A 22,182-nucleotide genomic window follows, 5' to 3' on the forward strand; every position below is an offset into this window, starting at 1 on the left:
TCTTAATGGGAGGCCTCAATGGCTTTGCTGAACTTCAAGAAACGTGATGTGGTCGAAAACAGCCCTGTGAACCCGACCGTCGAAGCCTTCCTGCAAGGCTATTCGATCGAGGTCATGCCGCGGACCGCCGAAAAGGTCGAGGATTTCCCCGCGCTGCTGCCCGAAGGCACACGCGTCTACATTGCTCATATCGAAGGCACCCCGATTGAAGATATGGTCAAGACAGCCAAGCGGATTGCAGCCGAAGGCTATCCTGTCATGCCCCACTTCCCGGCGCGGATCATCAAGGATGCGGCGACCTTGGAAAACTGGATCTCGATGTACCAGGGTGAGGCGGGCGTCGAGCAGGCGCTGTTGCTGGCCGGTGGCGTGACAAAGCCGCATGGCGATTTCGACAGTTCCATGCAGCTGATGGAAACCGGTCTGTTCGACAAGGCAGGGTTCAAGCGACTTCATGTTGCCGGTCACCCCGAGGGTAACAAGGACATCGATCCCGATGGGTCCACCAAGAACGTCGATGACGCCCTGCGCTGGAAACAGAAATTCAACGAAACCACGGATGCCGAGATGGCCCTGGCAACTCAGTTTGCCTTCGATGCCAAGCCGATCATCGCCTGGGCGGATGGTCTGAAAGAGGCAGGTATCGACCTGCCCATCCACATTGGTATCGCCGGTCCGGCCAAACTGCAGACCCTGATCAAGTTCGCAATTGCTTGCGGCGTCGGCCCGTCGCTGAAAGTTCTGCAAAAGCGCGCCATGGATGTGTCGAAGCTTCTGTTGCCCTATGAACCGAACGATGTTGTGACTGAATTGGCCAACCACAAAGCGGCCAACCCGGATTTCAACATCACCAACGTGCACTTCTTCCCGCTGGGCGGGATCAAAACCAACGCCAACTGGGCGATCAATAATGGCGGTGCCTCGGCGCAGCCTGCAAACTCCTAAGGAACGGACATGACCCGTACAGTCTTAGAATCAAAAACAAAAACTGCCGTTCTGGGCTTTGATGAACCGTTCTGCGTGATCGGAGAGCGGATCAACCCGACCGGTCGGAAAAAGCTGGCGGCCGAACTGGAGGCAGGCGATTTCTCGACCGTCGAGAAGGATGCGCTGGCGCAGGTGATGGCGGGCGCGACCGTTCTGGATATCAACGCGGGCGTCGTCTACAACTCGAACCCCAACCCGAACGAGACCGAACCGCCACTGATGCGCAAGATCGTTGAGCTGGTACAGGGTCTGGTCGAAGTTCCGCTGTGTATCGACTCGTCGGTACCCGGTGCTCTGGAGGCGGGTCTTGAGGCGGCGGAAGGTCGCCCGCTGCTGAACTCGGTCACCGGTGAGGAAGAGCGCCTGGAACTGGTTCTGCCGCTGGTCAAAAAATACAATGTTCCTGTTGTGGCAATCTCGAACGACGACACAGGTATTTCGGAAGACCCCGATGTCCGTTTCGAAGTGGCCAAAAAGATCGTTCAGCGTGCTGCCGATTTTGGAATCCCCGCGCATGACATCGTTGTTGACCCGCTGGTCATGCCGATTGGCGCGATGGCAACAGCTGGTCAGCAGGTGTTTGCTCTGGTTCGCCGCCTGCGCGAGGAACTGGGTGTGAACACCACCTGTGGCGCATCCAACATCTCGTTCGGCTTGCCGAACCGCCACGGCATCAACAATGCCTTCCTGCCGATGGCAATGGGTGCCGGCATGACCTCGGCGATTATGAACCCGGTGGCTCTGCCAGTGACGCAGGCAAAAATTACCGAGAAAAAAGAAGCCCTTGCCGCAGCTGGCATCATTCTGCCAGAAGGTATGGATGACGAGGCGTTTGTTCAGATGTTCGGCCTGGGCTCCACCAAGCCGCGCGCCGGTAAGGAGATGGAGGCCATCCGCGCCGCCAACCTGCTGACCAACAACGACCCGCATGGTGGGGAGTGGATCAGGTTCAACAAATCACCTGACGAGGCCGGTGGCGCAGCCGGTGGTCGTCGCGGCGGTGGCCGTCGTCGCCGCGCCTGATTGCATCAACAAAGACAGCTAAGGCCGGGCACTGTGCCCGGCCTTTTCGTTTGACCCTGATCAATGTCGATTTTGCGCAAGGGTTCAGGATATCCTGAACCGGGACGCAACGATCAGGTGGCACGATGAGCAAACATCACCCCCCGAAACTCTCAGAAGCGGATCTGACCAAGCGGTTGGGCAAAAAGGAGTATTTCGAGCAACTGATTGATCTTCAGGCCAAACTGGCCAGGATTCAGCAAGCGTATCTGTTTCACGGGCTCAAGGGTGTGCTGGTGTTCGAGGGATGGGATGCGGCAGGCAAGGGGGGAACCATTCGCAGGATCAGCCAGGCTCTGGACCCGCGCAGCTTTAAGGTCTGGCCAATTGGGGCACCCAGGAACTACTACCTCAACCGGCATTACCTGCTGCGGTTTTGGGAACGTTTGCCACCGTCCGGAGCGATATCCGCATTTGACCGCAGCTGGTACGGGCGCGTGTTGGTTGAGCGGATCGAGAACCTGACCCCGGAAACGCGCTGGCGCGCTGCCTATCAGGAAATCAATGATTTCGAACGCATGCTGGTCGACGATGGTGCCCGGATCGTCAAGCTGTTCTTCCACATCTCTGAAGATGAACAGATGCAGCGGTTTACAGAACGGCTAAGAAACCCGTTGAAGCGCTGGAAGTTGACGTACGAGGATTTCCGGAATCGCGAGAAATGGGATGTTACCGAGGTCGCCGTGGATGAAATGTTGGCCCGGACGTCAACCGATCTGGCGCCGTGGCACGTAATACCGGCCAATAACAAAAGATATGCGCGCATCAGCGCCATGAAGGCCATTGTCAAAGCGTTTTCAGCAGGGGTCGATCTGAACCCGCAACATCTGGACAGCCGTACGCTTGAGGCGGCCATCCAGGCTTTGGATGTTGAAGACTCGCTGATCGACAGTCTTCGTGCGCGGACTGAGTGACATTTTCCGGGCGAGCTGAAACGATCTGGCTTGCGCGTCAGGGAACTCTGGTTATATCTCAGAGGTGCGGCGGGTATGATGTAATGGTAGCCTGTCAGCTTCCCAAGCTGAACGCGCGGGTTCGATTCCCGCTACCCGCTCCAGAACTCTCAGGTAAGACGGCGATTTCCGGTGAAGGCCTGCTCTGGCAGGCATGGGGGTCGTTTCGGGACGTTCCACCAAATTGATTTATGCCTGTAGATAGTTCCGGTTTGGGGCATCCCCCTTGCGATTAGTAGGATTCCGGGCGTCTTATGATAGAGTGACCCCATCACTGTTGAGCAGAGCCCAACTATGCGGGAAATTGATCAGACCGGCACGAGAACCCCCCAAGAGCCTTGCGCAGGTGATGTTCATGCCTTTCTGGAGAGCCTGACCGGCCCGTCCCGTGGAACGGTTTCCTGGCTTGTCGACAGCGCATTGACTGTTTCAGTTGGCGAAGGCCGTGCGCTAGGCCTACGCCTGAAAGACAACACACCGCCCCATGACGAAGATATCGCAACGCTTCAGTGGACCGAGGGGGGCTACGTGCTCAACGCGCTGGCAGGGCAAGACATCTGGGTCAATGGCCACAAGATTGTGTCGGCAACGCTGAAACACGGCGACATGATCGAGTTTGGCGAATTGGGCCCGATCTCCCGATACCGCATATGTACTCAGAGGTTTCCCATCCGTCATACGGTCGAGGATATCCTGAGCGACGCCTATGCCTATGCGCGGTCAAGTCGCCGACCCTTTGCCCAAAGAATGTCGGGTGCGCTGCGTGAGAGTGGGCGAAGGCTTGTTTCTCAAACCACTATGTTCTTCAGGATTACGGTAGTAGCCGCGATTGCGCTGATCGCAGGTCTGCTGTTCCTGCTTTATCAAAACGACCGGAGACTGGCCGACAGCCTGCAACAGGAAGCTCGCAAGATTGAAGCTGTGGCGACCATGCTTAGCCAGACGCGGGAAGATGTTCTAACCCCCGAAGACCTTGTGGCGTTGAGGGAAGCCTTTCAGAACCAGCTGATATCAACCGAGCAGCGGCTGGGTACCCTTGAACAACGCGCGGGGGCGTCTACGCGGGTCATCACCGCCTCTACTCAATCCGTGGCTTTCATTCAGGGCGCCTACGGATTGCGTCATATCGAAAGCGGTAAACTGCTGCGCCACGTGTTGGGGCCGAACGGAGAGAAGTTGCAAACACCCTTCGGACAACCCTGGATCGAACCGGACGCAACAGGCGAGCCCGCGGAGTTCCAGTTCACTGGCACCGGATTTCTGCTGGAGGGTGCGCCGCTGATGGCCACCAACCGCCACGTTGCCTTGCCCTGGACATCCGGCGACCAAGCTCAGGCACTGAAAAACGCAGGTCTTGAGGCCGAGATGCTTCGGTTGCTGGCCTATCTGCCAGGTCAGACCGATCCGATCGAGGCTACTTTGGACCGGTTCAGTGAAACCGCTGATCTGGCACTTTTGTCGGTTGATCCAAACCGTATCGAGGGGCTGGGATTGCCACTGGCGGAAGATCTTCCACGAAGCGGTGACGAAGTCTTTCTGCTGGGGTATCCTACTGGCCTGAAATCATTAATTGCGCAGGCGGGGCCGGAGTTTCTGAATACGCTCGAAAAAGACGGGTCCGTCAATTTCTGGACGATCGCCGCACGGTTATCTGCGCAAAACCAGGTTCAACCTCTCGCCAGCCGAGGAATTGTGGCGCAGACAAGCCCGGGTGCAGTCGTTTATGACGCGGAAACAACGTCAGGAGGAAGCGGAGGGCCGGCCCTGAACCGCAAGGGAGAGGTGGTCGCGATTAACGCCGCGATCCTGCCAGAGTTCGGGGGCTCGAACATCGGGGTTCCGGTTTTGCACCTGAAAACCTTGCTGAGAGAAACTGTCAGCCAGTAATCAGTCGTTGGTCTGGAACGGCGATTTTTGAACAAGGAATACGACCACCAACGGAACGATCACAGAAATCAGGCCCACGGCGATCAACAGGTGCCCAAGTTGGCCGTAATCGGCAATCGATGTGACGACACCGGTTTCCGGGTCGGTTACCGCGCGCGACACCACGAAAATCTGGTTCAGGTATTTCGTTGCCAAACTGCTGGCCGACAATGCCATGTTGGTGAATGACGCCATGACGGCAAAGAAAGTTGCCTTCAGATGCACAGGAGCATTACGTGCGATCCAGGCCAGCATCGGAACCATCGCGATTTGACCCAGCGGAGATTCAACTGCGGTGTCGAGGACTGCGATGAACCTTGCGTCTACGATCCCGCCGGTATGCGCAGATGTCCATTCATGCACGCCGTAATACAGCGCTAGGTTGGGCAGGGCGAGGACCCCCGACGCGATGGTCAGAATGATGACGACCTGCGCAATCGAGCGGTTGGCCATAAATGGTCTCAGGACGATGAGCCCCACCAATGCAAGCAGGGACGTCAGAAGCGCCAGGATTGCCAGGAACTGCTCGTCAAACCCCAACTCGTCGATTTCGAACCAGGTCAACCCCGGCCCGGGCAGAGGAACCGCACGAAACACGAAAATGATTATCGCCGTACCAATCAGGGCCTTTGCCTGATTTGGGTTCAGTTCCTTCACCAAGCGTGACATCAGGTACAAGATCACACTCAGAGAGACTGCAAAAATAGTTTCCTGGGCGAGTTGGAAATTCGATGTTCCTAACACGATACTCAATACAACAAAGGCGAGACCGCCCAGCAGGATCGGCCATTTGACCTCGGTGGTTTCGTCATGGGTATGAGGGGGATGACCTTGGCGAAGACGTTGACGCTGTATCAAACCGTGCAAAACCACACCGCTGACGGACAGCAGTGGAATGACAAGCGCGATCAGGTAGACGTTGCCATACAATGCAAGGCGGTCTGATTTCTGCATGCCCTCGGTTCCCGAGAACACCCAGATATTGACCGCGGCAACGGCTGCAAAACCGGAGAAAATGGCGATCCTGCCCAGTGTTTGCATAGTTGTATGCTGTGCACGGGTTTCCTCGGGCGAAAACGGCTGCCCGTCGGGATTGATCTTTGGAACGGCTTCGACTGTCATCGCGTCGGCGACAACATCCTGAATGGCATAGCCGGAAGGCGCCAAGAGCAGGGCAATGATGTACCAATGTTCCAGCGGCATGACATCAGCCATATGTCCGGGAAAGGCTACAAGCCCGTACATAGTGAGCAGGGACAAGGTGATCAGGGTTGCCCCCAATAGGATCAGCAATGACTTCCACCGCCAAAACAGATCAACAATATGACCCAGCGGCATTTTCAGGATCCAGGGAAGCCCGGCCCAAAACGCCAGCCCGGCAACAAAGGATGCGGATAGGTTAAGGTAGTCCTTAAGAAAGAAGGCACCGACGACCGATGTCAAACCAGAAACACCGGCGGCAAAATAGACCATGAGCGGTGGCAGGTAGGACCATTGCATCTGTCGGGCCAGATCAACAAAGGTTCTATGCCACCATGCAGAAAGCCGCACTCTTGTAGAAGGCTGGTCAGTGGTCATGTTCACGTAAATCGCATCGCAGGATTTCCTTGACCTAATGACACAGGGTTACAGAAATGCGGACGCAAAAAGCAACAAACTGGTCACCACCCCAAAGAGGGGAACAACAAGCGGCACGCGGAACTGCGGTTCATCGGTTTCAGCCCGGGTCTTCAAAAGGATCAGTGACAGATTGACCAGCACAAAGACTCCCAGAACAATTTGCGACGTCCGCTCGGCCAGAATGGCGATTGGAAGCGTTTGGGTCAGCAACAGGATTATCGCCGTGACCATGATTGTCGCTACCGTTGGCGTCTGAGTGACCTGAGATACCTTAGCCAGAAACTTTGGCAAATGATCCCGATCCGCGAGCCCGTAAATCACGCGGGATGCCATGATCATCTGGATCAGAACACCATTGATCGTCGCAACGATGGCAATGGCTGAAAACCCCTGCTGGATAACATCGGGCGCGTCCGTAAAAATCAGGGCCAGCGGCGCGGCGGACGTCGAAAGGACATCGATCGGCACCACATACAGAACAGTCATGGACGTACCAAGATACAAGACCGTAGCCAGAATAAGCGTCAACAGGATCGCTTTCGGGATTGTTCCGGCGGGGTCTTTAACTTCTTCAGCGACATTCGCCATGTCCTCGAAACCCACAAAGGCGAAAAACGCCAGAAGCGAAGCGGCCAATATCCCTCTCCAGGCGTTTGGGTCCAGCCCGGGAACCATCTGGGTGAGCGCATAGCCCTGAGGCTCAGGAAGGGACAGGCCCCAACCAATAACGACGAGTAGCCCGCTGATTTCTATGATGGTAATGACTGCCGCCACCATTACCGACTGCGTGATCCCCCATAGGGCGATCAGCCCCATGACCAGAACTACACCGATTGTCAGACTTGAAATGCCTAAACCTGTAAGCGTTTGAAGGTACGACGCGGCCCCGATAGCCACGGCCGAGGCCGAGATGATGCCCGAGGCGGCCACGGCGAGACCGACCAGCACGGCCATCCAGCTTTTCTGAAACCCTGCTTCGACATAAGCGGCTTCACCCGCACTCACAGGATATCGGGTTGCCAGTTCTGCGTAGGACAGGGCAGTCAGCGCAACAACAAGCGCGGCAATCAGGAACGAAACAGCGGCAAATGGGCCCGCAATCCCGGCCGTCGCACCAACAAGCACGTATATTCCAGCGCCGACGGTTACCCCAAGCCCATAGAGCGTGAGCAGCGGGGTCGTCAGCGCCCGTCGCAGCTTTGGTGTATTTTGTTCAACGATGGACATCATCTATCCGCCAATTGGAATGCGTTGCGTGTCTTGGGTTGGCATTAAAGTTTCTCTGCTTGGTCCCGTTGCCTCGATCATATGAGTGACTGACGTGCGTTTGGTCCCGAGAAGCCAGAGCGTAGTCGGCAGAAGAGTGCGCCTCGCATTTGCCGCGCCCGTGGAGTGAAACCTTCGCGCCGTTGAAATACTGATCACCGGTAAATTTGCTTGGGGTCAGGCAGGTGAGCGTCGGGCCCGTTGATATATTCGTACTTCACTATGTGGTCGTATTGCGTGCCTTGATTCAGGTCAATGAAAGCGGATCGTCATACTGAATCGTAGAACGGTGCACCTTTCACACGCAATAAACTCGGGAACAAATCGCCGAACTTCCTGAGCCTTAGGGCATGCGGCCAAGCAAGGAGTCTCGGGTGACCAAATGGGTTGAAAGTTCCAAAGACTGGCCTGCAGAGTTCGTTTCGATCATCCGTATCAACTCCTGCGCAGCTTTTTGACCCATTTCACGGTGGGGCACGTGAACCGTTGTCAGGGCAGGGCTGACAATGCGCGCGATTTCGATGTCGTCAAAGCCGGTAATCGACACGTCTTCGGGCACTCGGAGCCCCATTTTTTGCGCCTGTCTCAATGCGCCGACAGCCAGAACATCGTTTCCGCACAAAACTGCGGTCGGCGGTGTGTCTCTCGCCATGAGATCCCTGAACGCCGTCGCGCCATTTTCGAATTCATAGGTGGTTTCGATCACCATAAGGTTATCCGGCTGCAAGCCGTGGTCAGCCATGGCGCTTTTTATCCCTGCGATCCTGAGCCGCGCCCGATCATTGCCCGAACTGATACCCGATATCGTCGCAAGACGCGTATGCCCCTGTCTGATGATCTGGTCTGCCAGCGCTTTCATGGCTTTGCGGTTGTCAAACCCAACTGACGGCACAGGTTTGTCCGGCAGAAAGGACCAGGCAACCAGCGCGGGCACTTTCCGTCTATCCAGGTAATCATAGATATCTGCGTCCCTGTCATGACCGATCAGCAACAGCCCGTCTGCACCCCGTGCAACCAATGTTCGGATCTGATCCTTTTCCGCTTCGGGCTCATAGGCTGAACTGGAGACCAGCAATGTGTAGCCACGCTGATGTATCGCTTCCTGAAACGCTTGCAACCCCCTTGCGAATATAGCGTTTTCCATGGTTGGGATGATGGCGCCAATGGTAAATGACCGCTTGGCCGCCATCACGCGGGCCGCGAAATTTGGCGTGTACCCCAATTCTTCAACCGTCGACAGGACACGCTTGCGCGTTGCTTCAACAACTTGCTGCGGGTTGTTCAGACACCGGGACACTGTCGCGGTCGAAACGCCCGCGGCCTTGGCAACGTCATCCAGTGTCGGAGCAGACCGATGTTTTGACATTCTCGAACTCTCAATTCTGGTTGGCTTAAGTTAATCGCATTTCTCAGATGATGAAAGGGTCAATGTAAGCGCTTGCAATAATGATGTAAGCGCTTACAAAGGTGTTGAGCCGATTCTGAAAAGGGAGTCCCGGAAATGGTCCTTGCTGCATCTATCGTCGTTTTCGCGATCTATTTCGCCAACGTTGCTTTGGGTGCTTTCTCAGGCCGCGCGTTTCTTGGCGACGTAGGAGAGATGTTGGTTCTGTTCGCGGCGTCGATTTTGTTCGTTGTCGCAATTCTGAAAAAGGAAGCTGACCGAAACGCAACGAACGGCAGCTGAACTTTAGCTTGGGAGGGCAATTCATGAACAACGACAAGATTGAACTGGCGTCAGCAGAGCGCCGCAACTTTCTGAAGCTGAGCGCAAGTGGCGCGTTCACAGCCGCATTGGTTGCCGGGGTTGGGGGTGTTTTGTGGTCTTCAGAGGCCGCCGCGCAAACCGCAAAAGAAGAGAGTGAGCGTGAGAAGGCCGCTGACCATGTTATGACGGTGGCGACAGCCTATGTGCTGGGCGCGTCGCGCAGCTATCCCATCATGCAGTTGGACCTGAAGGAAAACATCCAGAATGCCACCAACGGCAAGGTCTATGTCAAATTGGCCCCCGGTGGCCAGCTAGGCGCGGGCGGCGCGCTGGTGCAGAAAGTACAGGGTGGAACGATTCAGGCCGCGCAGCATTCTCTGTCGAATTTTGCACCTTTTGCGTCCACGGTCGACCTGATCAACATGCCGTATCTGTGCGGGTCGAACCAGCGCTTCACCAACCTTGTCCATTCAGACACGTGGAAAAGCGAAGTCCATCCCAAGGTCGAGGCGGCAGGCTTCAAAGCCTTGTTCTACGTGAATATCGATCCGCGTGTTGTCGCAGTCCGGCAGGGCGGCAATGCGGTCATAACCCCGGGAGATATGGGCGGGATCAAGTTCCGCGTTCCCGGATCGAAGATGCTGCAACAATACTATCGCATGGTCGGTGCCAACCCGACGCCTGTCGCATGGGGTGAAACGCCTTCGGCGATCAAGCAGGGTGTTGCCGACGCGCTCGACCCGTCGGTAGGGGCGCTGTATGTTTTCGGTTTCAAGGACATCCTCAGCCATGTGACCTTCACGCAGGCCGTTCCGGACAGTCAGGTTTATTCCTGTAATCTGGAGTGGTTCAACTCGATGCCTGCTGACGTGCAGGAAGGCATCATGTGGGGTGCCGAGATGACTGGTCATCAGAACCTGTCCAAGGTTCCGTCGGCCCGCGCCTATGCCATGGCCGAGTTGAACAAGGCTGGTGTTGAATTCCATTCGCTCAGCGATGATCAGCTGGCGGAATGGCAGGATGCCGGTGGGTATCAGCGTTCGGAATGGGATCCGTTCAAGACGGAACTGGCTGGTTCGATGGACAACTTTGAGAAGCTGGTCGAAGCGGCTGGTACGCAGGGTAAATATTACGTCCACGACGCCTAAGGTGAAACCCGTGGGCGCCTGCTGGCGTCCACGATTCTTGTACCGCGCGGCCAACAGCGGCCCGACAAGGCAGGTGCGGACCTGGCTGTTCCATCGCCGGAGGATCAGATGACCGTTCTTCAGAAAATTGACCGAAACGCCGAACGCTGGTTGCTGCTGGTGTTCTACGTGATGCTGGTGATCACTATGGCCATCGAGGTGCTGCGGCGTGAGATATTCGCCTATTCCTCGATTTGGGGCGAGGAAATCGTACGGTACTCCTTTATCTACCTGGCTTGGATTGGTGCGGCTGCCGCGGTGAAAGAGCGCGCTCATATCCGGATTGATGTGATCATGCACTATGTCGGACCACGCCCCAAAGCGCTGCTTTATATCTTCGGCGATCTGGTGATGTTCATGGTGGCGATCATCGCACTCTACTGGTCATATGAGGCGGTTCACGTTTCGGCCAAGTTTGGTTCCGTTACGGACGGTTTGCGGATTTCCAAGGTTTGGTTCCTGATGGCCGTGCCGACTGGATTTGCCCTGATGATCTGGCGACTGATCCAATCCCTGTTGCGCGATCTGAAATGCCTTCGCGACGGCACGCCCGTCTTCGAAGGCGACAAACTGTTTGACTGAGGAGAAACCGGATGCTTTGGAACTCCCTCAATCAAACCGTTGAACTGGGCTGGGATTTTTATCTGCCGGTGATCCTGTTTGTTGCCCTGATCGCCTTGGCCGTACCGGTTTGGGCGGCCATAGGAACGGCTGCGATCGTAATGCTGATCATGTCCGGAGACCTTCCTCTCAGCCTTGTCGGAGAGAGCCTGTTTACAGGCATTGACGCTTTTGCCCTGACTGCCGTGCCCTTGTTTATCCTGACCGGGGATGTTCTGGTACGGACGGGGTTGTCACGCAAGTTTCTGGATGTTGCCGAGGCTTTGACATGCTTCGCCAAGGGTGGTTTCGGATCGGCCACTGTGCTGGTCTGCGGAATGTTTGCGGCGATTTCGGGGTCGGATGCCGCCGGGGCTGCTGCGGTCGGCCGGATGACAATCAACCGGTTGGTGGAAAGCGGGTATCCGCGCCCCTACGCCTGTGCTCTGGTCGCGGCCGGTGCCTGCACCGGTATCCTGATACCGCCCTCGATCGCCTACATTATCATTGGCCTTGTGCTGGGTATCTCTGCATCGACGCTTTTTCTGGCCGCTCTGATCCCGGGTCTGGCTATCCTCGTGTCGATCCTGATCACCAACATCATCATGAACCGCCTTTATGCTTACGAAGGCGGCGGCATGATGACCATGGGGGAGTGGTTCGCCAATCTGGGCAAGGCGCTCAGGTCCGGCTGGTATGCCTTTATCGTACCGGGGATTATCTTTTATGGCATCTTCTCGGGGCGCCTGACACCGACTGAGGCTGGTGCCACGGCTGTTGTCGTCACCATCATCATGGGCTTCATCCTGCGTACGCTGACATTGGCAGATTTTCCGTCGATGCTGGTCAGCTCTGCAAAGGTGAACGGGGTGATCCTGCCGATCATCGCCTTTTCGGCACCGCTGGCCGAGGCGCTGGCGATCATGGGCGTTCCGCAAGGGTTTGTCACTTCGGTGACCTCGCTGACAGACGATCCGTATCTGCTGATCCTGCTGATGATCGGCATCCTGATCGCAGCGGGCTGCGTCATGGAGACGACACCGAATATCGTGATCCTGGCACCGATCCTGAAACCATTGGCTGACAATATCGGCATGAACGAGATCCAGTTCTGCATCATGATGATCACCGCACTGGGAGTGGGCTTTATCACCCCGCCGCTTGGGCTGAACCTGTTCGTCGTGTCTGGCATTACCGGTGAATCCATTCTGAAGATTGCCGCCCGAGCTGTGCCTTTCGTATTGACCATGCTGATCGTGGTGATCCTGATCGCCTACGTGCCAGCCGTGTCGACAACATTGTTACCTGAAATCTACCAATAGGACCTGCTGAACATGCCTCGCGAATATCTGAAAAAGGCAACTTTAACGGCTCAATCACACGCCTCAGAGGTGCATGATACGGTGAAGACCATTCTGACCGATATCGAGGCGGGCGGTGATGCAAAGGCAAGAGAATATGCCGCCAAGTTCGACAAGTACAAAGGGAATGTCTTGCTGACCCCGGCTGAGATTGAGGCCGCCTGTGCAAAAGTTTCTGAAAAGCTGAAGGCCGACATCCGTTTCGCCCACGACAACGTTCGGCGCTTTGCCGAGACGCAAAAAGCCACCGTTTCTGACGTCCAGACTGAGATCGTGCCGGGCTTCGTTGCTGGGCAGAAGGCAATTCCAGTGGATGCTGCGGGGTGTTACGTGCCGGGTGGGCGATACAGCCACATCGCCAGCGCAATTATGACAGTGACCACCGCCAAGGTTGCGGGATGTCGCCACATCACGGCCTGCTCGCCTCCGCGCCCTGGCGAAGGGGTTGCGCCTGCCATCGTTTATGCGGCCCATATCAGTGGGGCCGACAGCATTCTGGCTATGGGGGGCGTGCAGGGCGTTGCCGCCATGACCTACGGTCTGTTTGGTTTGCCACGCGCCAACATCCTTGTGGGCCCCGGCAATCAATTCGTAGCCGAAGCCAAGCGCATCCTTTACGGCAAGGTTGGTATCGACATGATCGCAGGTCCGACCGACAGTTTGATCCTTGCCGATCAGTCTGCCGATGCGCATGTCGTTGCCACCGATTTGGTCAGTCAGGCGGAGCACGGATACAACTCACCGGTCTGGCTGGTCACTGATGATCGTGGCCTTGCGCAAAAAGTGATGGAACTGGTGCCTGCGCTAATCGCCGATCTGCCGGAATTGAACCGCGAAAACGCCTCGGCCGCATGGCGCGATTATGCCGAGGTTATCGTCTGTTCCAACCGCGAAGAGATGGCCGCCTGTTCCGACGAATATGCACCTGAGCATCTGACGGTTCAGGCTGAGGATCTGGACTGGTGGCTGGAACGGCTGACCTGTTATGGATCGCTGTTTCTGGGCGAGGAAACCACCGTGTCATACGGTGATAAGGCGACCGGTACGAACCATGTTCTGCCAACATCGGGCGCGGCCAGCTATACTGGTGGGTTGAGTGTCCATAAGTACATGAAGATCGTTACTTGGCAGCGGGCCACGCGCGAAGGGTCGAAGCCCATTGCCGAAGCGACCGCGCGGATATCGCGGTTGGAAGGAATGGAAGGTCACGCCCGCGCCGCAGATGTGCGTCTTGCGAAGTATTTCCCGGACGAGCAGTTCGACTTGACCGCCGATGGATGACCCGCGCACTTTATTCGACCTGACAGGCCGGGTGGCGTGTATCACCGGTGCCAGCTCGGGGCTTGGGCGGCAAGTGGCTCGGACTCTTGCCGCTGCCGGTGCGCGTGTTGTCGGCGTAGCCCGGCGCAGCGAGGCATTGGCGCAGATGCAGGCCGAGATTGGCACGCGCGCTGCAGCGGTTGTTGCAGACGTTGCAGATCGCGATGGGGTGAATGCGCTGACGCAGGCCGTCGCTTCCAAGTTTGACCCCCCCGATATTCTAGTCCATGCGGCTGGGGTGAACACGCGTGAGGCTGCGGATGATGTTACTCCTGAGGGGTGGGATGCCACGCTTGCCCTAAACCTCAGCGCACCGTTCTTCCTCAGCCAGGCGATGGTTCCGGCGATGAAGGAAAAGGGGTGGGGGCGTATTGTCAATTTCGCCTCGCTGCAAACAACGCGCGCTTTTCCTGGTGGTATCGCCTATGGCGCATCCAAGGCGGGGATCGGGCAGTTGACACGCGCCATGGCCGAGGCCTGGTCGCCCTTTGGCATAACCGCCAACGCCATCGGGCCGGGGTTCTTCCCCACCGAACTGACGCAGGCCGTGTTCGACGACTCCAAGCGCGCAGAACGGAACGCCGAGCAAACCTGTATCGGACGCAATGGGCGGATGCAGGATATTGACGGGCCGATCTTGTTCTTATGCTCTCGGGCGTCTGACTATGTCACGGGGCAGGTTTTGATGGTTGACGGAGGGTTTACAGCCAAATGAAGGCTCTGGTTTACAAAGGTGTTGAACAAATGGTGTTCGACGATGTGCCGAATGCCGAACCGGGCGCATCGGAACACCTGATCCGGGTCGAGGCGGTTGGCATCTGCGGATCGGACATGCACGCTTATCTGGGCCATGATACACGTCGCCCAGCGCCTCTGATCCTCGGGCACGAGGCAGCCGGTGTCATCGCTGATGGTATCCGCGCTGGTGATCGGGTGACGATCAACCCGCTGGTAAGCTGTGGTCAATGCGATGCATGTCGGACGGGTCGCGAGAATCTGTGCCCGAACCGACAGATCATCTCGATGCCGCCGCGCGAAGGGGCGTTCGCGCAATATGTCTCGATGCCCGGCAGAAATCTTGTCGACGTGCCCGAGGATGTCTCTTTCGCCAAAGCTGCGCTGGCCGAACCTCTGGCGGTAAGCTGGCACGCAGTCAGATTGGGGATCGAGGCTCTGCATTCTGCGATGGACCGCCGCGCCTTGGTGATTGGCGGTGGGGCCATTGGCCTTGCGGCGGCCTTGGCCCTGCGGGCACAGGGCATTGAAGACGTTACAATCGCGGAACCAAACGCGTTGCGCCGGGCTTTTCTGGCGGAAATCGAAAGTTTTGCACTCGTGGATGCGCCCAATGGGTCTTTCCCGTTGGTCATTGATGCTGTCGGATATGCCGCGACACGGTCGGTCGCTTCGGCCATGGCCGCGCCGGGCGGCGTGATCGTGCATGTCGGATTGGGTGAAGATGCCGGAGGTCTGGACGTGCGTCGCATGACCTTGCAGGAAATTACCTTTATCGGATCCTACACCTACTCCGCGCAGGATTTCCGCGACACCGCTCAAGCGATCTTTGACGGCCGTCTTGGCGCCCTGAATTGGGTTGAAGAGCGTGCATTGGCCGATGGCGCCCAGGCGTTTCGCGATATCCGCTCTGGCTCCGTAGCCGCACCGAAGATTATCCTGAGACCCTGGGGATAAACCCGACAGAACTGGAGGCCACCATGTACAAGAAAATTCTGGTCCCGATGGCTTTGGATCACGGCATTTCACAACATACGCTGGAAGTCGCGCATGCCTTATCGGAAAACGGGGCCGAGATCATAGGCTTACATGTCTACGAAATGCCACAGGGATCGGTCAGCGCCTATCTGGACAAGTCCGCAGTGGCCGAAGGGTTCGAACGTGCGAGGGGGGCATTGTTGCAAAAGGTTGACGGGCTCGACGGTGTGAAAGCCGAAATCATTAAAGGGCACACCGCCCGCACCATTATTGACTACGCGACCAGCAACAATGTGGACTGCATTGTTATAGGTTCCCACAAACCGGACCTGAGCGACTATTTTTTGGGATCGACAGCGTCACGCGTCGTTCGTCATGCCCCCTGCGCTGTACACGTACACCGCAGAACCTGATTTCCTTCATCGCGCCATGCGCCCCAACAGGACCAACAGCCCGACCATGAACATAGACAAGAAGATAACCGACGATCTGGTGGCCAACGATATCTCGTTCGTCACCACCGTCCCCTGCAAGCAACTGGCAGGCGTCATCGCTGAAATCGACCAGCGAGAGGACATCCATCACATCCCGTCCAACAAGGAAGACGAGGGGATGGGCCTGTGCGCCGGAGCATGGATGGGCGGCAAGCGTCCCGCGATCATCATGCAAAACACCGCAATCGGTGTGACGATCAACACGCTGGCGACACTGATCCAGTATTATCGCATGCCTTTGCCCATGCTGATTTCCTATCGCGGAGAGCTGCGCGAACCGGTTGCCTGCCAGGTTGAAATGGCTGTGCATACAAAAGCGCTGTTGGCTCAGTTGAATATCCCGACTTATCACTTCCACCATCAGTCAGATGTTGAGGAACTCGACGCGATCCTCAAATACACCTTTATGTGCAACAAACCGGTCGCCATTCTGACCGATGCCAGTTTCTGGGGAGGCTATGGCGACCAATGATCCGTTCTGAAATTCTGAAAGAAATCGCTCCGATCCTGCGCGATCAGCTTGTTGTTTGTAACATCGGCATTCCAAGTCAGGAACTGCATGCCATCGACGACCAGCCCACCAATTTCTACATGCTGGGCACGATGGGGCTGGCCTCATCCATCGGTCTGGGTCTGGCCTTGTCGCAGCCCAAGCCTGTTATCGTGATCGATGGGGATGGGTCGGTCCTGACCAATCTGGGTACTTTGCCGACCATCGCCAATAACGTGGCGGACAACTATATCCTGTTGATCGTCGACAATGGGTCGTACGGGTCCACTGGGGATCAGCCGACATATGCGGGGCAGAAGACCTCTCTGGCGAAAATGGCGGAAGCCGCAGGATGCGAGCGCGTAATCGAATGTCAGGCAGAAGATACCGGCCGCGTGCTGCAAGAAGCGCTGGATTCGAAACAGATGACCATCATCGTGGCCAAGTGTGAAAGCGGAAATGCCAAGATGCCGGTTATCACGATGGATCCGGTGGTGATCCGCGACCGGTTCATGAAGGCCGTACAGGCCTGATGCTATCCAGCGCTATCCACAGTTCCGAAGACGCGCGCCGCCTGGCCCGGCGGCGCCTGCCGTGGATGGTGTTTGACTATATCGATGGGTCTGCCGGGGCCGAGGTTGGCGCAACCCGAAACAGGGCTGCACTGGATGCGCAGATCCTTCGTCCACGGATTCTGAAAGACGTCAGTGAAAGGTCGCTTGCTTGTTCCGTCTTTGGCAGGTCGACCCAGCGCCCGTTTGGCATCGCACCGATGGGTATGTGCAACCTGTCGGCCCCCGGTGCAGACCTGATGCTGGCACGTCTTGCGGCGCGGTACGAGGTGCCGCTTGGGGTATCAACCGTCGCATCGACTCCGATGGAAGACCTGATTCTCGAGGCAGAAGGACATGCCTGGTTTCAACTGTATTTCAGCGGTGATGGCAGTGGTACATTCAAGCTGGTCGAGCGCGCAAAGTCAGCGGGGTACGAAACACTGGTGCTGACGGTGGACGTGCCCGAAGTGGGGCGTCGCCCGCGTGAATTGCGCCATGGGTTCAGGATGCCGTTCAAAATGGGCCTGAAACAGGTGCTTGATTTTGCGCTTCATCCGCGGTGGTCGCTGTCCACGCTGCTGCGGGGCAAGCCCGGTATGGCGAATTTCCTGATGGGCGGATATGATTTTGATCGTCGGGAAAGCCGGGCCAAGGCGACTTGGGAGACTTTGGCCCGTCTGCGCGAACAGTGGGCCGGGAAGCTGGTGGTCAAAGGCGTTCTGGATGCTGAAGACGCGTTGCGCCTCAAGTCGGCAGGTGTCGATGCCATTCAGGTCTCAAGCCACGGAGGGCGCCAGTTGGACAGTGCGCCAGCGCCGATTGCCGTATTGCCGGAAATTCGGAACGCCGTCGGTCCGGATTATCCGCTGTTTTACGACAGCGGTTTGCGCTCGGGCGAGGATGTTTTGAAAGCCTTGGCAAACGGGGCAGATTTTGCCTTCTTCGGCCGCATCCTGCAATTTGCAATCGCGGCAGAAGGGGAAGAAGGGCTTGAGCAGCTGTGGTCTGTGCTGAGTGATGAAATGAGTATTGCCATGGCGCAGATGGGCGTTTCGTCGCTGGACGAGGTGCGACGCGCAACCTGAACCAAATATGGAGAACGACCCGAGGCGTACCTTCGAGTCGTTCCTATGCTGGTTTAACCGCGGCGTCTGCGGCGGCGTCCACCGCCTGTTTCGCTTTCTCCGCCTGTGTTGAAGCTTGGATTGGGCAACGTGACAACCTGCGCCAGTTCCGGGAACGGATCGGTCTTGTGCGGGATCGCGTTGGCGGCCACGAAATGATCTTGGAACTTCGGCTCAATTGCGGTTTCGATCTTGGTGATCTCGCGCACGACGCGTTCGATTTCAGCGCGTGATCCGATATTGCACAGCGCAATCCGCGCGCCTGTACCAGCGGCGTTACCCGCGCTGGTGACCTTGTCCAGCGGAGCATCAGGGATCATGCCCAGAACCATTGCGTGCTTGGTTGAAATATGGGCGCCAAAGGCACCGGCCAGAACCACTCGATCCACCTTGTCGACTTCCATCTCGTCCATCAGCAGACGCGCACCGGCATAAAGCGCGGATTTGGCCAGTTGGATGGCGCGGATGTCGCCTTGCGTGACAGTGATGCGGGGGCCACCTTCGGCGCTGGCATCGTGAATCAGGTAAGCGTGAGTGCGGCCTTCGGGGATGCAGCGGGCCGTTCCAGTCTGCTCGGCCGATCCGATCAGGCCGCTTTCATCCAGAAGGCCGGCCATACGCATCTCGGCCACAGCTTCGATAATGCCCGAGCCGCAGATACCGGTGATACCAGTGGTGGCGACATCAAGGTCAAAGCCGTCTTCGTCCGACCATTTCTCGGACCCAATGATGCGAAAGCGGGGTTCCTTGGTGAGGGGATCGATTTCGATCCGCTCGATCGCGCCGGGTGCTGCGCGCTGGCCAGAACTGATCTGAGCGCCTTCAAACGCAGGCCCGGTGGGTGAGGAACAGGCCAGAACTCGGCTGGTGTTGCCCAGCAGGATTTCGGCATTGGTGCCCACATCGACGATCAGAACCAAATCCTCGGAAATACCGGGTTCCTCGGACAGGGCAACCGCCGCACAATCCGCGCCTACATGGCCCGCGATGCAAGGTAGGATATAGACCTGCGCGCGAGGGTTCATGTTGGTCAGTTCCATCTCGCGTGCGGGCAGGGACATCGACTCGGACGATGCCAAGGCAAAAGGCGCCTGACCCAGCTCCACCGGGTCCAGACCCAGAAGCAGATGGTGCATGACCGGGTTGCAGACAAACACCGTTTCCACGATCAGCGCGGTGTCAATGCCGGCTTCTTCAGCGATTGAGGTGGTCAGATCATTGATCGCCTCGCGCACGGCTTTTGTCATTTCCTGATCCCCGCCGGGGTTCATCATGGAATATGAAACACGGCTCATCAGGTCTTCGCCAAAGCGGATTTGCGGGTTCATCAGGCCCGATGAGGCCTTGACCTCGCCGGTTTCCAAGTCGGTCAGGTGAGCCGCAATCGTAGTTGAGCCAAGGTCGATGGCCAGCCCATACAGCCCGCCTTCGTGCAAGCCGGGCCAGATTTCGACAATGCGTGCGACGCTGTCCTTGTGACCTTTGTGAACGGCCACAGTGACTTCCCATTTGCCTTTGCGCAGAACCGGTTGCAACTTGGACAAAAGTGACAGGTCCGCCGTGACCGCGTCAATATTCCACTGTTCGCGCAGCGCGCGTTCAAGGCGCTCCAGATCACCGGTTGGCGAATGCATGTCGGGTTCTTCGACCACCACGAAATACAGACGAGTTGCCGGATCCATGGTGATGGCGCGTGCGGTGGCGGCTTTGCGAACGACCTGACGATGTACCTGGCTTTCCGGCGGCACGTCGATCACGACATCGCCCTGAACCGAGGCCTGACAGCCCAGACGACGACCTGGTTTCAGGCCACGCTTGTCGTCATATCGCTGCTCGACCGCGTTCCATTCGCTCAGCGCATCCTGGGCCACCGTGACGCCGTGCTTGGGAAACTCGCCATAGCTTGGGGTGATCTGACACTTTGAACAGATACCACGGCCCCCGCAGACCGAATCCAGATCCACTCCCAATTGGCGGGCTGCGGTCAGAATTGGCGTGCCGACAGGAAAATGCCCGCGTTTGCCGGACGGGGTAAAGACGACAAGTGGGTCGGTGGTCATGAGTGACATGCCTTTTTGTGTTCGCGCGTTTTCCCGGCAAGATATGGGTTTGAGCGCAAAGGGAAAGGGCCAACAGCGGCACGATTTGCGCGGCATGCGTCGTTTTCTTTGGCTGTATAGGCAACTGGAGCCACAGAGTTGCCCCCAAGGGCTTTTCCTTTGGTTCAATCCATGCAATAGGGTCACCGCCAAACGGGCTTTTGCATGGGGTATTCAGATGCAGATTCGTGAGGCACTCACCTTTGACGACGTTCTTCTGGTTCCGGCCGCATCTTCAGTGCTGCCGGCAACAGCGGACACAACCACGCGTGTCACGCGTGAGATTACCATGAACATCCCGCTGCTGAGCTCGGCCATGGACACGGTAACCGAGGCGCGCATGGCCATTGCCATGGCACAGGCAGGCGGTATTGGGGTCATCCACAAGAACCTTTCCGTAGAAGAGCAGTCTCGCGAGGTTCGCCGCGTCAAACGGTTCGAGTCGGGTATCGTCTATAGCCCTGTTACCTTGCGCGCGGATCAAACCCTGGCCGATGCGAAGGCTCTGGTCGAGCGCTATAATTTCACCGGTTTCCCGGTAGTTGACGCGGATGGCCGCGTGGTTGGTATCGTAACCAACCGGGATATGCGCTTTGCCAATTCCGACGACACGCCGATCAAGGCGATGATGACCTCGGAAAACCTGGCAATGCTGAAAGAACCCGCCGATCTGGAAGAAGCCAAAAGCCTGATGCGGGCCCGTCGTATCGAAAAGCTGCTGGTGGTCGACGGCACGGGAAAACTGACAGGTCTGCTAACGCTGAAAGACACCGAACAGGCGGTTCTGAATCCAACTGCGTGCAAAGACCGGCTTGGCCGCCTGCGAGTGGCTGCCGCGACTTCGGTTGGGGACGCGGGTTTTGAGCGGTCCGAGCAGCTGGTGGCTTCGGGCGTGGATATCATCGTCGTCGATACGGCGCATGGTCACTCTCAGGGGGTGCTGGATGCGGTCAGACGGGTCAAGACTCTGTCGAACGAGGTTCAGATCATTGCCGGAAACGTGGCTACAGGCGAGGCGACCAAGGCGCTGATCGACGCGGGTGCTGACGCCATCAAGGTGGGCATTGGCCCCGGCTCGATCTGTACAACTCGCATGGTGGCGGGCGTTGGTGTCCCTCAGCTGACCGCGATCAGTGATTGTGCGGCTGCGGCGGGGGATGTTCCAGTCATTGCGGATGGTGGCATCAAGTTCTCGGGCGATTTTGCCAAGGCAATTGCGGCCGGCGCGTCTTGCGCCATGGTCGGTTCGATGATCGCGGGCACAGATGAAAGCCCGGGTGAGGTCATTTTGTATCAGGGCCGGTCGTTCAAATCCTATCGCGGTATGGGCAGTCTTGGTGCGATGGCGCGCGGATCGGCGGATCGGTATTTCCAGAAGGACGCGGCAAATGACAAGCTGGTACCCGAAGGGATCGAAGGGCAGGTTCCTTACAAAGGATCAGCCAGCGCAGTGATCCACCAGCTTGTTGGTGGTTTGCGCGCTGCGATGGGATACACCGGCTGCGCGACTGTCGAAGAGATGCGCAGAAACTGCCAATTCGTAAAGATCACGGGCGCAGGTCTGAAAGAGAGCCACGTACACGATGTTCAGATCACACGTGAAAGCCCGAACTACCGGCTGATGTAAGCCGTTGCGCATGACATACGGCACCCATGCACGGGGTGCCGTAGTGATTTTGAATTGGCCTGTCACGGCCTGTTTTAGCCAAGGTAATCCG

At 57.3% G+C, this 22,182-nt stretch carries 20 protein-coding genes and 1 tRNA gene; 17 read left to right on the plus strand and 4 right to left on the minus strand.

Annotated elements, in window-relative coordinates; all coding sequences use genetic code 11:
* Positions 1 to 18: 18 nt before the first annotated feature.
* The 5 genes from AC2FLZ_RS07935 (at position 19) to AC2FLZ_RS07955 (ending at position 4,889) form a co-directional block, all read left to right on the plus strand.
* On the plus strand, positions 19 to 945 hold the full coding sequence (locus tag AC2FLZ_RS07935) for a methylenetetrahydrofolate reductase (RefSeq protein WP_496882042.1): 927 nt from the start codon (positions 19 to 21) through the stop codon (positions 943 to 945).
* A 9-nt stretch (positions 946 to 954) separates the two neighbouring features.
* The gene (locus AC2FLZ_RS07940) at positions 955 to 2,010 is read left to right on the plus strand and encodes a methyltetrahydrofolate cobalamin methyltransferase (protein WP_480553557.1); all 1,056 of its coding nucleotides are present in this window, start codon (positions 955 to 957) and stop codon (positions 2,008 to 2,010) included.
* A 125-nt stretch (positions 2,011 to 2,135) separates the two neighbouring features.
* Complete coding sequence (locus AC2FLZ_RS07945) at positions 2,136 to 2,963, plus strand: polyphosphate kinase 2 family protein (protein WP_480472879.1); 828 nt, start codon at positions 2,136 to 2,138, stop codon at positions 2,961 to 2,963.
* Positions 2,964 to 3,032: 69 nt separating this feature from the next.
* Positions 3,033 to 3,106 (plus strand) — tRNA-Gly (locus AC2FLZ_RS07950).
* Positions 3,107 to 3,296: 190 nt separating this feature from the next.
* Positions 3,297 to 4,889 carry a trypsin-like peptidase domain-containing protein gene (locus AC2FLZ_RS07955; protein WP_496882043.1) on the plus strand — a complete coding sequence of 531 codons (1,593 nt, stop codon included), beginning with the start codon at positions 3,297 to 3,299 and terminating at the stop codon, positions 4,887 to 4,889.
* Here the strand turns inward: AC2FLZ_RS07955 and AC2FLZ_RS07960 are convergent, their stop codons facing one another.
* The 3 genes from AC2FLZ_RS07960 to AC2FLZ_RS07970 form a co-directional block, all read right to left on the minus strand.
* On the minus strand, positions 4,890 to 6,428 hold the full coding sequence (locus tag AC2FLZ_RS07960) for an MFS transporter (RefSeq protein WP_496808789.1): 1,539 nt from the start codon (positions 6,426 to 6,428) through the stop codon (positions 4,890 to 4,892).
* Positions 6,429 to 6,554: 126 nt separating this feature from the next.
* A complete protein-coding gene (locus AC2FLZ_RS07965) occupies positions 6,555 to 7,775 on the minus strand; it encodes an APC family permease (RefSeq protein WP_480603569.1) in 1,221 nt (406 codons plus the stop codon).
* Between the two features lie 382 nt (positions 7,776 to 8,157).
* Positions 8,158 to 9,180: a LacI family DNA-binding transcriptional regulator gene (locus AC2FLZ_RS07970; RefSeq protein ID WP_480517104.1), complete on the minus strand. Its 1,023-nt coding sequence runs from the start codon at positions 9,178 to 9,180 to the stop codon at positions 8,158 to 8,160.
* A gap of 135 nt (positions 9,181 to 9,315) precedes the next feature.
* Here AC2FLZ_RS07970 and AC2FLZ_RS07975 point away from each other — a divergent pair, with 135 nt between their 5' ends.
* The 11 genes from AC2FLZ_RS07975 to AC2FLZ_RS08025 all read left to right on the plus strand — a co-directional run bounded on the left by AC2FLZ_RS07975 (position 9,316) and on the right by AC2FLZ_RS08025 (position 18,326).
* Positions 9,316 to 9,501, plus strand: coding sequence for a hypothetical protein (locus AC2FLZ_RS07975; RefSeq protein WP_480557875.1), 186 nt, complete (start codon positions 9,316 to 9,318; stop codon positions 9,499 to 9,501).
* A 23-nt stretch (positions 9,502 to 9,524) separates the two neighbouring features.
* Complete coding sequence (locus tag AC2FLZ_RS07980; RefSeq protein WP_480557873.1) at positions 9,525 to 10,670, plus strand: TRAP transporter substrate-binding protein; 1,146 nt, start codon at positions 9,525 to 9,527, stop codon at positions 10,668 to 10,670.
* Between the two features lie 108 nt (positions 10,671 to 10,778).
* Complete coding sequence (locus AC2FLZ_RS07985) at positions 10,779 to 11,291, plus strand: TRAP transporter small permease (RefSeq protein WP_480517100.1); 513 nt, start codon at positions 10,779 to 10,781, stop codon at positions 11,289 to 11,291.
* An 11-nt stretch (positions 11,292 to 11,302) separates the two neighbouring features.
* Positions 11,303 to 12,631 (plus strand): TRAP transporter large permease, encoded by a 1,329-nt coding sequence (locus AC2FLZ_RS07990; RefSeq protein WP_480517098.1) that lies wholly within the window; start codon positions 11,303 to 11,305, stop codon positions 12,629 to 12,631.
* A gap of 12 nt (positions 12,632 to 12,643) precedes the next feature.
* On the plus strand, positions 12,644 to 13,951 hold the full coding sequence (hisD, locus tag AC2FLZ_RS07995) for a histidinol dehydrogenase (RefSeq protein WP_496882044.1): 1,308 nt from the start codon (positions 12,644 to 12,646) through the stop codon (positions 13,949 to 13,951).
* On the plus strand, positions 13,944 to 14,705 hold the full coding sequence (locus AC2FLZ_RS08000) for an SDR family NAD(P)-dependent oxidoreductase (RefSeq protein WP_480517094.1): 762 nt from the start codon (positions 13,944 to 13,946) through the stop codon (positions 14,703 to 14,705). Before hisD ends, AC2FLZ_RS08000 begins: the two co-directional genes overlap by 8 nt.
* On the plus strand, positions 14,702 to 15,682 hold the full coding sequence (locus AC2FLZ_RS08005) for an alcohol dehydrogenase catalytic domain-containing protein (RefSeq protein WP_480493122.1): 981 nt from the start codon (positions 14,702 to 14,704) through the stop codon (positions 15,680 to 15,682). Before AC2FLZ_RS08000 ends, AC2FLZ_RS08005 begins: the two co-directional genes overlap by 4 nt.
* 23 nt (positions 15,683 to 15,705) lie before the next feature.
* Positions 15,706 to 16,116, plus strand: a complete 411-nt coding sequence (locus AC2FLZ_RS08010) for a universal stress protein (protein ID WP_480553549.1) — start codon at positions 15,706 to 15,708, stop codon at positions 16,114 to 16,116.
* A 46-nt stretch (positions 16,117 to 16,162) separates the two neighbouring features.
* Positions 16,163 to 16,669, plus strand: coding sequence for a sulfopyruvate decarboxylase subunit alpha (gene comD / locus AC2FLZ_RS08015; RefSeq protein WP_480517090.1), 507 nt, complete (start codon positions 16,163 to 16,165; stop codon positions 16,667 to 16,669).
* Entirely contained in the window at positions 16,666 to 17,220 is a 555-nt protein-coding gene (gene comE, locus AC2FLZ_RS08020; RefSeq protein WP_209503877.1) for a sulfopyruvate decarboxylase subunit beta, read from the plus strand. Before comD ends, comE begins: the two co-directional genes overlap by 4 nt.
* On the plus strand, positions 17,220 to 18,326 hold the full coding sequence (locus AC2FLZ_RS08025; RefSeq protein WP_480472854.1) for an alpha-hydroxy acid oxidase: 1,107 nt from the start codon (positions 17,220 to 17,222) through the stop codon (positions 18,324 to 18,326). Before comE ends, AC2FLZ_RS08025 begins: the two co-directional genes overlap by 1 nt.
* A gap of 53 nt (positions 18,327 to 18,379) precedes the next feature.
* On the opposite strand, the gene AC2FLZ_RS08030 is transcribed toward AC2FLZ_RS08025, so the two are convergent.
* The gene (locus AC2FLZ_RS08030) at positions 18,380 to 20,425 is read right to left on the minus strand and encodes an ASKHA domain-containing protein (RefSeq protein ID WP_480476741.1); all 2,046 of its coding nucleotides are present in this window, start codon (positions 20,423 to 20,425) and stop codon (positions 18,380 to 18,382) included.
* Positions 20,426 to 20,642: 217 nt separating this feature from the next.
* On the opposite strand from AC2FLZ_RS08030, the gene guaB reads away from it, so the two are divergent.
* A complete protein-coding gene (gene guaB, locus AC2FLZ_RS08035) occupies positions 20,643 to 22,091 on the plus strand; it encodes an IMP dehydrogenase (RefSeq protein WP_480472852.1) in 1,449 nt (482 codons plus the stop codon).
* The last annotated feature ends 91 nt before the right edge of the window (positions 22,092 to 22,182 follow it).

The organism is Ruegeria sp. YKSF131, from assembly GCF_059612645.1.

Excerpts from the sequence above, each read along its gene's own strand:
- AC2FLZ_RS07935 (WP_496882042.1), top strand. The coding sequence starts at position 19 with ATGGCTTTGCTGAACTTCAAGAAACGTGATGTGGTCGAAAACAGCCCT.
- AC2FLZ_RS07940 (WP_480553557.1), top strand. The coding sequence starts at position 955 with ATGACCCGTACAGTCTTAGAATCAAAAACAAAAACTGCCGTTCTGGGC.
- AC2FLZ_RS07945 (WP_480472879.1), top strand. The coding sequence starts at position 2,136 with ATGAGCAAACATCACCCCCCGAAACTCTCAGAAGCGGATCTGACCAAG.
- AC2FLZ_RS07955 (WP_496882043.1), top strand. The coding sequence starts at position 3,297 with ATGCGGGAAATTGATCAGACCGGCACGAGAACCCCCCAAGAGCCTTGC.
- AC2FLZ_RS07960 (WP_496808789.1), bottom strand. The coding sequence starts at position 6,428 with ATGCAATGGTCCTACCTGCCACCGCTCATGGTCTATTTTGCCGCCGGT.
- AC2FLZ_RS07965 (WP_480603569.1), bottom strand. The coding sequence starts at position 7,775 with ATGTCCATCGTTGAACAAAATACACCAAAGCTGCGACGGGCGCTGACG.
- AC2FLZ_RS07970 (WP_480517104.1), bottom strand. The coding sequence starts at position 9,180 with ATGTCAAAACATCGGTCTGCTCCGACACTGGATGACGTTGCCAAGGCC.
- AC2FLZ_RS07975 (WP_480557875.1), top strand. The coding sequence starts at position 9,316 with ATGGTCCTTGCTGCATCTATCGTCGTTTTCGCGATCTATTTCGCCAAC.
- AC2FLZ_RS07980 (WP_480557873.1), top strand. The coding sequence starts at position 9,525 with ATGAACAACGACAAGATTGAACTGGCGTCAGCAGAGCGCCGCAACTTT.
- AC2FLZ_RS07985 (WP_480517100.1), top strand. The coding sequence starts at position 10,779 with ATGACCGTTCTTCAGAAAATTGACCGAAACGCCGAACGCTGGTTGCTG.
- AC2FLZ_RS07990 (WP_480517098.1), top strand. The coding sequence starts at position 11,303 with ATGCTTTGGAACTCCCTCAATCAAACCGTTGAACTGGGCTGGGATTTT.
- hisD (WP_496882044.1), top strand. The coding sequence starts at position 12,644 with ATGCCTCGCGAATATCTGAAAAAGGCAACTTTAACGGCTCAATCACAC.
- AC2FLZ_RS08000 (WP_480517094.1), top strand. The coding sequence starts at position 13,944 with ATGGATGACCCGCGCACTTTATTCGACCTGACAGGCCGGGTGGCGTGT.
- AC2FLZ_RS08005 (WP_480493122.1), top strand. The coding sequence starts at position 14,702 with ATGAAGGCTCTGGTTTACAAAGGTGTTGAACAAATGGTGTTCGACGAT.
- AC2FLZ_RS08010 (WP_480553549.1), top strand. The coding sequence starts at position 15,706 with ATGTACAAGAAAATTCTGGTCCCGATGGCTTTGGATCACGGCATTTCA.
- comD (WP_480517090.1), top strand. The coding sequence starts at position 16,163 with ATGAACATAGACAAGAAGATAACCGACGATCTGGTGGCCAACGATATC.
- comE (WP_209503877.1), top strand. The coding sequence starts at position 16,666 with ATGATCCGTTCTGAAATTCTGAAAGAAATCGCTCCGATCCTGCGCGAT.
- AC2FLZ_RS08025 (WP_480472854.1), top strand. The coding sequence starts at position 17,220 with ATGCTATCCAGCGCTATCCACAGTTCCGAAGACGCGCGCCGCCTGGCC.
- AC2FLZ_RS08030 (WP_480476741.1), bottom strand. The coding sequence starts at position 20,425 with ATGACCACCGACCCACTTGTCGTCTTTACCCCGTCCGGCAAACGCGGG.
- guaB (WP_480472852.1), top strand. The coding sequence starts at position 20,643 with ATGCAGATTCGTGAGGCACTCACCTTTGACGACGTTCTTCTGGTTCCG.